Origin of the sequence: uncultured Dokdonia sp. (genome assembly GCF_937910895.1) — a bacterium.
In the GTDB taxonomy this organism is placed as follows: Bacteria; Bacteroidota; Bacteroidia; order Flavobacteriales; family Flavobacteriaceae; genus Dokdonia.
The window spans coordinates 1-14,663 of record NZ_CALEMI010000038.1 but is presented as its reverse complement, the minus strand read 5'-3'; the positions used below and the strand labels follow the sequence as shown (position 1 = coordinate 14,663).

The following is a 14,663-nucleotide window of genomic DNA, read 5'->3' as shown; positions in this document are numbered from 1 at the left end:
GTTTGTAAAAGTAGATTCTCTTGCAAAACCAGCAATTGAAGCTGTAGAAAATGGTCAAATAGAGCTTGTGCCAAAGCAATATGAAAACATGTATTTTGCATGGATGAGAAATATACAAGATTGGTGTATTTCTAGACAATTATGGTGGGGGCACAGAATTCCAGTTTATTATGATATTGATGGTAACCATACTGCTGCTAAGAGTGAAGAAGAAGCAAGAGCTAAACTCAATCTATCGCCAGAAGCAATTCTAAAGCAAGATGAAGATGTATTAGATACATGGTTTTCTTCTTGGTTATGGCCAATGAGTGTTTTTGACGGCATACGTCATCCTGACAATGAAGAATTTAACTACTACTACCCTACCAATGATTTGGTAACGGGACCTGATATTTTGTTTTTCTGGGTAGCGCGTATGATCATTGCTGGCTATGAGTACACTGGCAAACGTCCTTTTGAAAATGTGTACTTAACAGGATTAGTACGCGATAAGCAGGGTCGTAAGATGTCTAAATCATTAGGAAACTCCCCAGATGCTCTCAAACTTATAGATGACTATGGAGCTGATGGCGTGCGTGTAGGACTGCTATTAAGTAGTGCCGCAGGAAATGACTTGATGTTTGATGAAGAGCTTTGTGATCAAGGAAAGAAATTTATCAATAAAAACTGGAATGCTTTTCGATTGATTCAGGGATGGGAAATTAGCGATGATATTCCACAACCTGAAGCTAGTAAAATTGGCATCGAATGGTATACTTCAAAATTCAATAAGACACTCTTAGAAATAGAAGATCATTTTTCTAAATATCGTATCAGTAATGCTTTAATGGCAACGTATAAACTGGTATGGGACGATTTCTGTGGATGGTTACTAGAAATCATAAAACCAGCCTATCAACAACCTATAGATCGCAAGACCTATAATGCTGTGATTAATGCCTTGGAAAATAATTTACGCATCTTGCATCCATTTATTCCTTTTGCGAGTGAAGAGATATGGCAAACTATTACAGATCGTACACCAGAAGAAGCATTAATTATCAACCATTGGCCAAAACAAGAATCTGTGAATGAGCAACTAATTTCAGATTTTGAATATACTTCTCAAGTAATTTCTGGGATCAGAACGATACGTAAGAGTAAAAATATCGCTTTTAAAGATGCAATTGAGTTGCATGTAGTAAATCATGAAGCTATTTCTTCAGATTTTGATACGGTTATCGCTAAACTTGGAAATGTGGATAAAATCGCTTTCGCGAAAGCGCCCTTAGATGGAGCCCTCTCTTTTAGAGTAAAGTCTAATGAATACTTTATCCCTCTTGCTGGAGCTATTGATGTAGAAGCTGAAACAGCCAAAATAGAAGAAGAATTAAAGTACACAAAAGGCTTTTTACAATCTGTTGCTAAGAAACTCAGTAATGAGCGTTTTGTCAACAATGCTCCAGAAAAAGTAGTCGCTATCGAAAAACAAAAAATGGCAGACGCTGAAGCAACCATTGAGACACTAGAAAAAAGACTAAAGAGTTTGTCATAACTTTTTTGAGTCTTATATATAAAAAATGCGCTTATCGAATTGATAAGCGCATTTTTTATTTTTAGGAAAATAGGTTTATTTTATATATTTATTGGTTAGCTCTATATATTCTCTTTTTGCTTCATCGCTCGTTAAGCTTTTTACTTGGAGTAAGGCGTTCATTTTAAAAGCGCTGACAAGTTCATGCTCTCCAGATTGATAGCTAAATGTGTTTTCTTGTGTTGCTTGTTTATAAAGTGCATAAAACTGCAATAAAACATCTGGGGGGAACTCTTGTGTAGCTTCTCTCACTCTTTTAAAAGCGTCCCAAAATTCGGTATGGATCGCTTCTTTTCCCATTATAGTGTCGCTATTATTGATGATGCGCCTTTTACTTTTTGGTTTAAGTCTACGGCGATATTGGTTCCTAAAGGGAGATAAATATCAACACGCGATCCAAATTTAATAAAACCACTTTCACCTCCTTGAGTTACTTCACCACCTTCTTCTGCATAGTTTACAATTCGTTTAGCAAGTGCTCCAGCAATTTGTCTATACATCACTTCACCAAACTTTTCAGTGTTAACCACTACGGTTGTACGCTCATTTTCTTCACTTGCCTTGGGATGCCAAGCGACCAGATATTTACCAGGATGGTATTTGCTGTAAGTGACTTTACCTCCTCCAGGATATCTTGTGACGTGCACATTCAATGGTGACATAAAGACAGAAACTTGTAAACGTTTGTCTTTGAAATATTCTTTTTCAAACACCTCTTCTATCACAACGACTTTCCCGTCTACTGGAGAAACAATAACTCCATTATCATTAGGAGCTATGCGACTTGGATTTCTAAAAAACTGAAGGACAAGTATTAGAAGTACTATTAATGTAGCTACTATTACGTAAAACAACCAGCCTTTTTCTAAAAATCGATTTGCAGTTAATAATCCAACTGTAAAAAGACCCAGTGCAATAATAATAATTTTACTTCCTTCTTTATGAAACATGCTCTAATACTATTAAAAATAAATAAATAAATGGACTCGCAAAAATGATACTGTCTAATCTATCATAGATACCACCATGACCAGGCATCAACTGCCCACTATCCTTAACCCCTGCCTGTCTTTTTAATTGCGATTGTATTAAATCTCCTAACGTCCCAAATACTGAAGTTACTACAGCGACAGTGATCCATAGTTGAATACTTAAAAGTTCTGTAAATTTATAAATAAAAATACTAGCAATACATGAAAAAACAAGACCTCCTAAAAAACCTTCTACTGTCTTTTTGGGAGAAATACGTTCTAAGAGTTTATGCTTTCCTATACTCTTCCCAACGATAAAGGCAAACGTATCATTTATCCATATCAGAGCAAAGACACTTGCTACTAAGTAAGATGTATACTCCCCTTGATATGATGGTAATAATATGGTAAAAATAAAACCTCCTATGATATAAAAAAATAAGTAGATATATTTCTGAGCTATTGTAATATATTTTTCTGAAGGTCGTATTAAATTTTTAATGAGATACAAATTTGTCATAATAGTAATTGACAAAAAGACAAGGGTTATTTGTTTAAATAACTTGAAATAACAAAAGACTAAAGTGGCTGCTATCAATAGAAGATAAGGAAGTATTGATTTTATTTTTACCAATCGTAAAAACTCATACAAGCACAAAACACCAAAAAGCAATATTAATATCTGATATATATTTTCTAAGGAGAATATTGCAAGAAGCAAAAATGCTACATACAATACTCCAGAAAGTCCCCTAATAAAAACCTCGCGCATATTACAAATCTTCTAACAGTAGCAAATATAAATTTTTTGTACTGCTTCCATAAGACATAAAGTCTTTTTCGTCTTCACTAGCTTCAAAATGCTTAATCGTTGTAATATTACTTGGGATATTCCCTTTATTTTTATTTTTAATAAGTCGTAATCCTTCACCTATGTTATTTACAATTTGACTTGTTGTTGCAAATACAACCATAGATTTTGGGAATTCTTGAAGCTTTAACTCTTTTAATTGATGTGAACTTACGAGGATAGAGCCATTATCAGCAATAAGACTTTCACAGGTTGTTAAAAAAAAGGAAGCGTCCCTATTTTGACTAAATTCAAGATTGTATCCTTTAAATATATCTTCTAGGTGTTTATCAAAGCAAAATGATTTTGTTTCGTACCAATCATTTTCTAGCAAAATGTCATCAAAATTTTCTTTGAGTTCCTCCAGATTAACAGCATACAAAAATTTACCACCGTTAAGAATGAAGTTTTTTGTGAAACGCTCATCTGCGGGTGTGTGAACATCAGGCATATACTTACTGCGCTCGTCTTGATTTCTATCAGAACGAGGGCTGTCTGATTTAGATTCTTTTTTAAATAATTTTCTAAATAGACTCATATTGAGATTTAGATTGGAGCGTACAAGTTCTTCAAATATAAAAAAACTTGATTTAACGATAAGTTAAATCAAGTTTTAATTCTATTATTAAAGAAAAGTTTATGTTATTGCTTCAGTTTCTTCCTTTTTTCCAAAAGGACGATCTCCAAAAATTTCTAATAAATTATCTTTAAAGATAACTTCTTTTTCTAAAAGTAAATCTGCTAATTGGCTTAACTTATCTTTGTTAGCTTTTAATAATTCAATAGCTCTTTGATATTGCTCTTCCACGATAGCAGAGATCTCTTTATCAATCAATTCTGCCGTTTTCTCGCTGTAAGGCTTACTGAAATTATATTCAGATTGACCTGACGAATCATAATACGTAAGGTTTCCTATTTTATCATTAAGTCCATATACCGTCACCATCATACGGGCTTGCTTAGTCACTTTTTCTAAATCACTAAGAGCTCCTGTAGATATTTCATCAAAAATCACTTTTTCTGCAGCTCTTCCTCCTAATGCGGCACACATTTCATCTAGCATCTGCTTAGGGCGCACAATAAGACGTTCTTCTGGAAGATACCAAGCCGCTCCTAGAGATTGCCCTCTAGGGACAATAGTTACTTTTACAAGAGGTGCTGCATGCTCTAGCATCCAACTTACCGTCGCATGACCAGCTTCGTGATATGCAATTGCTTTCTTTTCGTCTGGAGTAATAATCTTATTTTTCTTTTCAAGACCACCTACGATTCTATCGACAGCATCTAAGAAGTCTTGTTTCCCTACAGCTTTATTTCCTTTACGTGCTGCAATTAAAGCTGCTTCATTACAAACATTGGCTATATCGGCTCCAGAAAACCCTGGAGTTTGCTTCGCCAAAAAGTCTATATCTAATCCCTCATTTTTCTTTAAAGGACGTAAATGAACTTCAAAAATTTCTTTACGCTCTCTTACGTCTGGAAGATCTACATAAATTTGTCTATCAAACCTACCAGCCCTCATCAATGCTTTATCTAAAACATCTGCACGGTTGGTCGCTGCCAGTACAATAACATTTGTATTTGTTCCAAAACCATCCATTTCAGTTAATAACTGATTAAGTGTGTTTTCCCTTTCATCGTTAGACCCCGAAAAATTATTTTTCCCACGAGCTCTTCCTATAGCATCAATCTCATCTATAAAAATAATTGCAGGCGACTTTTCCTTCGCTTGTTTAAATAAATCTCTTACACGAGAAGCTCCTACTCCTACAAACATTTCTACAAAATCAGATCCTGATAGCGAGAAAAAAGGCACTTTTGCCTCTCCAGCAACAGCTTTAGCAAGGAGTGTCTTACCCGTACCTGGTTGCCCAACTAATAAGGCTCCTTTAGGTATTTTTCCACCAAGGCTTGTATATTTTTCTGGGTTTTTAAGAAAATCTACAATTTCTTGTACTTCTTCTTTTGCTCCTTCTAATCCAGCGACGTCTTTGAAAGATGTTTTAACATCTACCTTTTCATCAAAAAGTTTTGCTTTTGACTTCCCAATATTAAATATCTGACCACCTGGACCTCCTCCAGAACCTGCCGACATACGTCTCATAATAAATATCCATATCCCAACAATTAATATAATAGGTAATATGGGAGCAATCATATCAAAAAAGCTATGCTCTTCATCAGCGTCTCTAGTCGCAGATAACTCATATTTCTCAACAGTCTCATCAAATGATTTTACAAAATCACCGCCATCTACATAACTAATGACATAATCTGCGACACCTTGAGATTTGGGCATCAATTGACCGCTTTTCTTGTTTTTATGAACTTCTTTTTGCTTCGCGTCTGGAGTCAAGAAAATTTTAGCCTCTTTTCTATTTGTGATGATGAAAACTAACTCAACATCTCCATCTTTAAGATATTTTGTGTACTCAGAATAACTAATCTTTTTAGGTTCTCCAAAACCTCCGTTACCGCTAAACATGCTAATAGCAATAAAGATGACTACTATTAATCCATAAATCCAATAATTACTAAATTTAGGTTTATTAGCTGGGGGTGTATTTTTTGTTTCTTTAGACATTCACTATTTTTTTTTAATAACTGGTTGCTATAGAGGTAATCTTTGCATCACCCCATAGGCTTTCTATATCGTAAAATTCTCTTATGTGTTTTTGGAAAACATGTACTACCACATTAACGTAGTCCATGAGTACCCATTCTGAATTATCCAAACCTTCTACGTGCCAAGGTTTTTCCTTTAATTCTTTACTAGCAACTTTTTGAATAGAATTTACTATTGCTGCTACTTGGGTGTTTGAAGTACCATCACAAATAATAAAATAATCGCAAACCGTGTTTTCAATATCCCTTAAATCCAGAATATCAATGTTTTGCCCTTTAACTTCTTCTATTCCTTCTATAATTTTTGCAATTAATTGATCTGCGCTTGTTTCCTTTTTTACCATTAAATCCTTTTATTTACACAAAGTTATTACAAATTTACGTTTATCAACCTTCTTAACATAAGTTTAAATAATATAATAACCTGTATGCGTATAGTCAAACTTCATACCACCGATTCAACTAACGACTATCTAAAGTCATTAGCCAAAGAAGAAAAACTCGAAGAGGACACTGTCGTGTGGGCTTTAAACCAGACTCATGGCCGCGGTCAAATGGGTACTATTTGGGCTACAGATTCAGGTAAAAACCTAACTTTCAGCGTCTTTAGAAAAATTCAACAAATCACGATAGATCAACAGTTTTATGCTTTAATGGCAGCATCTCTCGCGGTGAAGGATGTTTTAGAGAAATTACTTATAAAAAATGTTCGCGTAAAATGGCCTAACGACATCTTGTCAGGCAAGCAAAAAATATGTGGTATCCTTATCGAAAATGTCATAAAAAAAGGAGAATTAAATGCGATGGTTATTGGCGTAGGACTTAATGTCAACCAAACCGTCTGGGAAAACGTCCCAAGAGCTACTTCCATAAAGATGCAAACAGGGATTCACTTTGATCTTCAAGAGATTTTAAATCTGCTCCTTGAACAATTTCATCACTACGTAAAAATGCTTCTTGATGGAAATTTTAAAACTATTAAAAAAGAGTACGAAACCTATCTATTCAGAAAAGATAAACCTTCCACTTTTTTAAATTCAAACCAAGAGCAGTTTGTAGGGATTATCCAAGGTGTTACAGATCAAGGCAAGCTTATTTTATTGGAAGAGGACAACATCGTTAATGAATACGATTTAAAAGAGATCCAATTGCTTTTTTAAGATGAGATTACTCTCTCACAACTGCTATCAAAAATCCTTTTATTCGTATCTTTGTTACTCTTTATATAAGCTATGCAAGAAGAAACAATAGTATCACCAGTTAGACAACCTAAGCCTAAATGGTTACGCGTTAAATTACCTACAGGAAAAAAATACACAGAACTCAGAGGGCTCGTAGACAAATATGACTTACATACAATATGTACCTCAGGTAGTTGCCCTAATATGGGAGAGTGCTGGAGTGAAGGTACTGCTACCTTTATGATTTTGGGTAACATTTGTACGCGTTCATGCGGGTTTTGTGGTGTAAAGACTGGAAGACCTGAAACTGTAGACTGGGAAGAACCAGAAAAAGTAGCGCGATCAATAAAGATCATGGCTATAAAGCACGCAGTAATAACATCTGTAGACAGAGATGACTTAAAAGATATGGGAACTATTATATGGGGCGAAACAGTAAAAGCAATACGCCGCATGAATCCTGAGACCACACTAGAGACATTAATTCCTGATTTTCAAGGAAGAGAAGATCTACTTGATAGAATTATAGACGTACATCCAGAAGTAGTTTCTCATAATATGGAAACCGTAAAACGACTTACTCGCGAAGTTCGTATACAAGCGAAATATGAACGTAGTCTTGGCGTTTTAAAATACCTTAAGGATCATGGCATCGCTAGAACAAAATCTGGTATTATGCTTGGATTGGGAGAAACTGAAGCAGAAGTCATACAAACACTAGAAGACTTGCGATCTGTTAATCTAGATATTGTAACGATAGGTCAATACCTACAACCATCAAAAAAACATCTTCCCGTAAAACAGTTTATTACGCCAGATCAATTTAAAAAATATGAAGAAATAGGACTAAAAATGGGCTTTAGGCATGTAGAAAGTGGAGCTCTAGTTCGGTCTTCATACAAAGCTCAAAAGCATCTTACATAATCTTATGAGCACTATCAAAGTTGCCATAAATGGTTTTGGACGCATAGGTCGAAATCTTTTCAAACTTCTTCATAATCATAAAGATATAGAAGTCGTTGCTATAAATGACATAGCAGACGCTCATACCTTAAGTCATCTATTAAAATTTGACAGTATTCACGGTATCTTTAATGCAGATGTTCGCTTTCGCGAAAGCGAACAAAACCACTCTACAATTATTGTAAATGACAAAGAAATTCTATTATTTAATAGTCCAGATATCAAATATATCCCTTGGAAAACAGTACAGCCAGACATTGTCATTGAATCTACAGGAAAATACAAGACCAAAGCAGAGTTAAAATACCACATTGCTAATGGAGCAAAAAAAGTAATTCTAACAGTTCCTCCTCAAGATGATCAAATCAAAATCATCGTTCTTGGCGTGAACGATCATATTCTTGAGGACACAGATACGATTATATCGAATGCATCTTGTACTACCAACAACGCCGCTCCTATGATCAAAGTGATAGATCAACTATGTGGTATTGAACAAGCGTATATCACTACTATTCATTCTTACACTACAGATCAAAGTCTCCATGACCAGCCTCATAGGGACCTACGTAGAGCAAGAGCTGCAGGTCAAAGCATTGTTCCCACTACCACTGGAGCAGCAAAAGCGCTTACAAAGATTTTTCCACATCTTGCAAATGTGATTGGAGGTTGTGGTATTAGAGTCCCTATTGCTAATGGTTCTCTTACAGATATTACATTTAATGTAAAAAGGGACACTACGATTGAAGCCATAAACAATGCTTTAAAAAAAGCTTCACAAACAGATTTGAAAGGAATCATAGAATACACTAACTTACCACTAGTCTCTGTTGACATCATAGGCAATACACATTCCTGTATTTTTGACTCTCAGATGACTTCTGTTATTGGCAAAATGGTAAAAATCATAGGTTGGTACGATAATGAAATTGGGTATTCTAGTCGAATTATCGATTTAATTTCATCCATTAGCAGGAAATAATATATATTCGTATTTGTCAAATATAACTTAATATATGAGCAAGTTTTTAATCCGTCTTCTGCTCTTGATGCTGTTTACTGTTTCCACGTCTATTGTGGCTCAAGAAGTAGACCTCGCTACTCAAAAGGTTACGAATCAAAAAATTGACTCTTTACTAACAGTAGCAGCTACTGCTATTGAAAATAATGACTACAATACTTCTGCTCAGATTATGACAAGAGCTAGAATATTGGCAGAACAAACCAACAATAAAGGAAGGATAGGTCTTGCATCAAGTGCACTATCGCGATTATATCTTCTCACAGGGAATATTCAAAAAGCAAGAGAAGAAAATGAACTTGCTATCAAGATGCAACTTGACCAAAATAGCAATGAAGAAAGTTTAGGGCAGAGTTACATTACTGCTGCACAAATAGAGCTACAAGAAAGAAACTACCCAAAAGCTTCCGAATACCTAGAAAAAGCAGAAAAAATTCTTAAAAATAGAAGACGCCCTGTATTACTATCTAAAGTATATATCACGCAAGGTACTATCGCCTTAACCAAAAACAACACTCAAAACGCTGAGGAGTTATTTAATTTAGCTATTACGCAAGCTAATGATGCTGGAAATAAATTTCTAATAGCCAAAAGCAATATCCAAAAGGCAGAAGTTTTATTGCTTCAGAAAAAAATAGAAGAAGCTAGCATGGCTATTAATATTGCGCAGGAAATAAGCGCTATAGAAAATTATCCTAATCTCTTATCAGAATCTTACAGAATAAGTAGCCGTATTGCAAAAGAACAAAATGACACTTCTAAAGCTTATGAGCATATCACTCTTTATAATAATTACATAGAGAATACTAGAAAAAATAAAGAAACTGAACTAGTTATAAATCCTCTTAGCGAAAATAAAGAGCTTACTGATCAATTACAAAAAGATATAGAATTAGAAAGAACTAGATCAATAAAAGCAAATACGCTTACTACAGTATTGAGTATTGCTATGATTACTATTTTATCATTATTAATTTTATCATTATATAAAAACAATAACCTTAGAACCAAAGCAAACGAGTTACTACAAGCAAAAAATACCGAGTTAATAGTCGCAAAAGATAATGCAGAAAAAGCGTCTATGGTAAAAGCACAATTCTTATCTACCATAACTCACGAATTACGTACTCCAATGTACGCAGTAACAGGACTCACGCATTTATTACTAAGTGAAAACCCTACAGAAGAACAAAAGAAACATCTTGATTCTCTAAAATTTTCTGGAGAATACTTATTATCTCTAATTAATAATATACTAGATCTTAATAAGTTAGAAGCAAATAAAGTAGAGGTAGAGCAAACGGCATTTAATCTTAAAAAACGTATTGAAGATGTGCTATTTGCTTTAGGAAAATCTGCTAAAGACAAAGGAAATAGTCTAAATTTTGAATTTGACCAAGACATCCCAGAAGAGGTTTTAGGGGATCCACTTATGATTTCTCAGATATTAATTAATCTTGTAGGTAATGCTGTTAAATTTACTCGTGATGGGACTGTTGATATTCGTGTCCAAAAAATAAAACAAACAGAATCAGAAACCTATCTCCATTTTGAAATTGAAGATACAGGAGAAGGTATTTCTAAAAAGAAACAAAAAAATATTTTCCAAAACTTCACTCAAGGATCTGTTGCTATTAATAGAAAATTTGGAGGAACTGGATTAGGTTTGTCTATTGTAAAGAATCTATTAGACCTACTAGACAGTAAAGTAGAATTAGAAAGCACGCTTGGAAAAGGATCTAAATTTTCTTTTAATATTAAATACAATCTCACAAAACAAGCAGGACAGGAGTCAAATCCTCATCACATCATTTACGATATAGATTATGTCGCTTTAGAAAATCGAAAAATACTAGTGGTCGAAGACAACAAGATCAATCAAATGATTACACGTAAAATCTTAGAAAAAAATAAGATGATATGTGATGTTGCTGACAACGGAGAGATTGCTGTAGAAAAAGCAAGAAGCCAAGATTTTGATCTTATACTTATGGATATTCACATGCCTGGCATAAGTGGTATTGAAGCAACAGAGCAAATACGTCTTTTTGATAAAGAGATCCCAATCCTTGCTTTAACAGCCGTTACTATAGATGAGAATATAGACGAATTTCACGAAGCTGGCTTTAATGATATTATCCCAAAACCTTATAAGGTCGAAGAATTCTTTCAAAAAATACATAATGGCTTAAAACAAGCTAAAGTATTTAATTAAAATCCTTTACAAAATCCAATATCTGTTTGTCAAAAGAAGCTTCATTAGACACAAATGAAACTTTAATGGGAAGATAATACAACTGCTTATTTTTAAGTAAGGGTGATAAACGTACATAATCTTTTTCTGTGGTAACGATACATTCACAAGTCTCTAATGTTTTTATTTCGCTTAAAGCGAAATTATGGTGATCCTTATACGATTTATGCTCAAAATGTAACCCAAGATCCTGAAGATGGCTTACCAAAGGCGTAGGATTTGCAATTCCAGTGACCAAAGTAATTTTTTTATTTTTTAATTCAGAGACAGGTAATTTAGTATCATCTGACATAAAAAACTCATCATAGCTAATCGTAGTAAAGTATACTTTTTGATGTGATGCTGGCTTTAGCTTTCTAATGACAGTCTCTCTTTCTCTTTTAGAAATTCCCTCTGGACATTTCGTCACGATTATTACGTCTGCTCTATCAACACCACTTCTCGGCTCTCTGAGATTACCAACTGGCAACAAATAATCATTAACATATAAATCCTGATATGCAGTGAGCACCACTTGAAAACCTGCTTTTACTTTTCGGTGTTGGTAAGCATCATCAAGAATAATCATTTCAGGAGAAGGAGTTCTTTGTAGAAGCTGAGAAATACCCAACCGCCTATCTTCGCAAACAGCAACAATAACATCTTTAAATTTTCTAGCAAACTGCAAAGGTTCATCTCCTACGTTTTTTGCTAGGCTGTCTGCAAAAACCTGAAGATATCCTTTCGTTTTCCTTCCATACCCACGACTTAAAGTAGCTATATGATACTCATCTTTTAAAAGTTGAATAAAATATTCTGTCATAGGGCTTTTGCCAGTCCCTCCTGTGTTCAAATTACCTATACAAATAATAGGTAGCGGATATTCTTTGTAAGACAAATAGCCTAGGTCATACGCTTTATTACGCAATAAAGTGATGATATAATAGAGTCCCGAAAAAGGAAACAAGATTTTACGTAGCAGTTTCATAAAGGACGAAGGTATAATTTTTATCTTTACTTTTTTAAGATATGATTTATGACTATACGTGATGTTACCAATATACTTGAGGAATGGGCTCCATTACCCTATGCAGAAGATTTTGACAATGTAGGACTGCTAGTAGGTGATGCTTCTTCCAAGCTTACTAACATTCTAGTGACTCATGACGCACTAGAAAGTGTAGTTCAAGAAGCTATTGACAAAAACTGTAATCTTATTATTTGTTTTCATCCTATTTTATTTTCTGGATTAAAAAGAATTGTAGGTTCAAATTATGTAGAGAAATCAATCTTAAAGGCAATTAAAAATGATATTGCTATTTACGCACTACATACTGCGCTCGATAATGTGTCCTACGGGGTAAATTATGGAATGGCAAAAGCACTTAACCTTTTAGACACACACATTCTTATTCCTAAAAAAGAGCATATCCGTAAACTAGTAACCTACGTGCCACATACATCTTTAGAAAAAGTCAAAGAGGCTATTTTTAATGCAGGAGCTGGACAAATAGGAAACTATGATCAATGTAGTTTTGGAGTATCTGGCGAAGGCACTTTTCGCGCAAGCAAAAATGCAAACCCAACCATAGGCAGTATAGGAATCCAACACAAAGAACCAGAAACGCAATTACACATTACATACGAAAAGCATTTTGAATCAAAAATATTGAAATCATTATTTGTGAGTCATCCGTATGAAGAAGTAGCTTATGAAATAACAGATCTCCACAACAACCTTCAAAATGTGGGCTTAGGAATGGTAGGCAGTCTTAAGGAAGCCATTTCAGAAATTGATTTTTTGAAGTTTGTTAAAAAAACATTCAAAACAGGTGGTATAAGACATTCTGAATTACTTAACAAACCTATTAAAAAAGTGGCTGTTTTGGGAGGTAGTGGAGCTTTTGGTATAGCTCAAGCCATCAAAAGCAACGCAGATATCTATATAACCGCAGATCTTAAGTATCACGACTACTATAAAGCAGAAAACCGGATTTTATTAGCCGATATTGGTCACTTTGAAAGTGAACGCTTTACAAAAAACATAATAGCTGACTATCTTACAGAAAAAATTCGTAATTTTGCAGTCGTTTTATCTGAACAAAATACCAATCCCATCAACTATTTATAAAGTATGGCAAAGAAAAAAGAATCAACAGTCGAAGAGAAGCTAAGAGCTTTGTATGATTTACAACTTATAGATTCTAGAATAGACCAAATACGAAATGTACGAGGAGAATTACCTCTAGAAGTCGAAGATCTTGAAGATGAGGTTGCTGGTCTTAACAAACGTATTGAAAAATTGGATAATGAGTTATCTCTCATAGAAGATCAAATAAAAGCAAAGAAAATTCAGATTGAAGATTCTAAAGCTTCTATTAAAAAATACTCTGAGCAACAAAAAAATGTACGTAATAATCGTGAATTTAATGCACTTAGTAAGGAAGTCGAGTTTCAAGAGTTAGAAATACAGCTTGCAGAGAAAAACATTCGTGAATTTAAAGCTCAAATTGAGCAAAAAAACGAAGTTATCTCTACCACTAAAGAGCGTCTAGGAGAACGTGATAACCATCTTAAACACAAAAAAAGTGAATTAGATGCCATTCTATCCGAAACTGAAAAAGAAGAAAAAGCACTTATTAAAAAGAGTGAAGATTTTGAAAAAGAAATTGAAGAACGTTTAGTTAAAGCCTACAAGCGCATACGATCTAACGTTCGTAATGGCCTTGCTGTTGTTGCTATAGAACGTGGAGCTTCTGGAGGATCATTTTTCACCATCCCACCTCAAGTACAAGTAGAAATAGCGAGTCGCAAAAAGATCATAACCGATGAGCACAGTGGTCGTATTCTTGTAGACAGCGTACTTGCTACAGAAGAACAAGAAAGAATGGAATCTATGTTTAAATCTATTAAATAGATTTAACACTCATAATATCTTTAAATGGTCTAGATTTTATTAAAATCTAGACCATTTTCTTTTTAAGGTATAATTGAGTATAGCCATTATAAATTCTTAATACTATAAATAGAATACTTCACTTCCCAAAATAAGTTAATGGTATGAAGCGAATTTTATTTTGCTCTAATAAAAATAAGACAGAAAACTATTTATAAATATCAAGACACTATGAGGTCATAAGAAGCCAACATAGAATCTTATTTTTAAGACACGCTTTCGCGAAAAAATCCTCAGATCCGATCTTTTTGGGTCAAAATAAAGAGTACCAACTTCGTATATAGTTTTTC

General features: G+C 34.2%; 14 protein-coding genes. 7 read left to right on the top strand and 7 right to left on the bottom strand.

All coding sequences use genetic code 11. From position 1 onward, the window contains the following. Positions 1-1,534: class I tRNA ligase family protein (locus tag Q0505_RS04265; RefSeq protein ID WP_299209288.1), on the top strand; the 1,534-nt coding region annotated here is incomplete at its 5' end. Between the two features lie 75 nt (positions 1,535-1,609). Here the strand turns inward: Q0505_RS04265 and Q0505_RS04260 are convergent. The 6 genes from Q0505_RS04260 to rsfS form a co-directional block, all read right to left on the bottom strand. Continuing rightward, entirely contained in the window at positions 1,610-1,873 is a 264-nt protein-coding gene (locus tag Q0505_RS04260) for an acyl-CoA-binding protein (protein ID WP_299209285.1), read from the bottom strand. After that, positions 1,873-2,523, bottom strand: a complete 651-nt coding sequence (locus tag Q0505_RS04255; protein WP_299209283.1) for a phosphatidylserine decarboxylase family protein — start codon at positions 2,521-2,523, stop codon at positions 1,873-1,875. The genes Q0505_RS04260 and Q0505_RS04255 overlap by 1 nt, the downstream gene beginning before the upstream one ends. Next, a complete protein-coding gene (locus Q0505_RS04250) occupies positions 2,513-3,316 on the bottom strand; it encodes a phosphatidate cytidylyltransferase (protein WP_299209280.1) in 804 nt (267 codons plus the stop codon). Before Q0505_RS04250 ends, Q0505_RS04255 begins: the two co-directional genes overlap by 11 nt. Before the next feature lies 1 nt (position 3,317). Continuing rightward, the gene (locus Q0505_RS04245; RefSeq protein WP_299209277.1) at positions 3,318-3,932 is read right to left on the bottom strand and encodes an LUD domain-containing protein; all 615 of its coding nucleotides are present in this window, start codon (positions 3,930-3,932) and stop codon (positions 3,318-3,320) included. Positions 3,933-4,031: 99 nt separating this feature from the next. Next, positions 4,032-5,978, bottom strand: a complete 1,947-nt coding sequence (ftsH, locus tag Q0505_RS04240; protein WP_299209274.1) for an ATP-dependent zinc metalloprotease FtsH — start codon at positions 5,976-5,978, stop codon at positions 4,032-4,034. Between the two features lie 13 nt (positions 5,979-5,991). Next, positions 5,992-6,363, bottom strand: coding sequence for a ribosome silencing factor (gene rsfS, locus Q0505_RS04235; RefSeq protein WP_299209271.1), 372 nt, complete (start codon positions 6,361-6,363; stop codon positions 5,992-5,994). An 84-nt stretch (positions 6,364-6,447) separates the two neighbouring features. Here rsfS and Q0505_RS04230 point away from each other — a divergent pair, with 84 nt between their 5' ends. From Q0505_RS04230 to Q0505_RS04215, 4 genes are all read left to right on the top strand, one after another. After that, entirely contained in the window at positions 6,448-7,179 is a 732-nt protein-coding gene (locus Q0505_RS04230) for a biotin--[acetyl-CoA-carboxylase] ligase (protein WP_299209268.1), read from the top strand. A gap of 72 nt (positions 7,180-7,251) precedes the next feature. Next, on the top strand, positions 7,252-8,124 hold the full coding sequence (lipA, locus tag Q0505_RS04225; RefSeq protein WP_299209265.1) for a lipoyl synthase: 873 nt from the start codon (positions 7,252-7,254) through the stop codon (positions 8,122-8,124). Positions 8,125-8,128: 4 nt separating this feature from the next. Beyond that, positions 8,129-9,145 carry a type I glyceraldehyde-3-phosphate dehydrogenase gene (gap, locus tag Q0505_RS04220; RefSeq protein ID WP_299209263.1) on the top strand — a complete coding sequence of 339 codons (1,017 nt, stop codon included), beginning with the start codon at positions 8,129-8,131 and terminating at the stop codon, positions 9,143-9,145. Positions 9,146-9,179: 34 nt separating this feature from the next. Next, positions 9,180-11,399, top strand: a complete 2,220-nt coding sequence (locus Q0505_RS04215; protein WP_299209260.1) for a response regulator — start codon at positions 9,180-9,182, stop codon at positions 11,397-11,399. Here the strand turns inward: Q0505_RS04215 and lpxK are convergent. Further along, positions 11,392-12,405 carry a tetraacyldisaccharide 4'-kinase gene (lpxK, locus tag Q0505_RS04210; protein WP_299209257.1) on the bottom strand — a complete coding sequence of 338 codons (1,014 nt, stop codon included), beginning with the start codon at positions 12,403-12,405 and terminating at the stop codon, positions 11,392-11,394. The genes Q0505_RS04215 and lpxK overlap by 8 nt on opposite strands. A 48-nt stretch (positions 12,406-12,453) precedes the next feature. Here lpxK and Q0505_RS04205 point away from each other — a divergent pair, with 48 nt between their 5' ends. Both Q0505_RS04205 and Q0505_RS04200 read left to right on the top strand, forming a co-directional pair. Then, on the top strand, positions 12,454-13,548 hold the full coding sequence (locus Q0505_RS04205) for a Nif3-like dinuclear metal center hexameric protein (protein ID WP_299209254.1): 1,095 nt from the start codon (positions 12,454-12,456) through the stop codon (positions 13,546-13,548). Between the two features lie 3 nt (positions 13,549-13,551). Further along, entirely contained in the window at positions 13,552-14,334 is a 783-nt protein-coding gene (locus Q0505_RS04200; protein ID WP_299209252.1) for a C4-type zinc ribbon domain-containing protein, read from the top strand. The last annotated feature ends 329 nt before the right edge of the window (positions 14,335-14,663 follow it).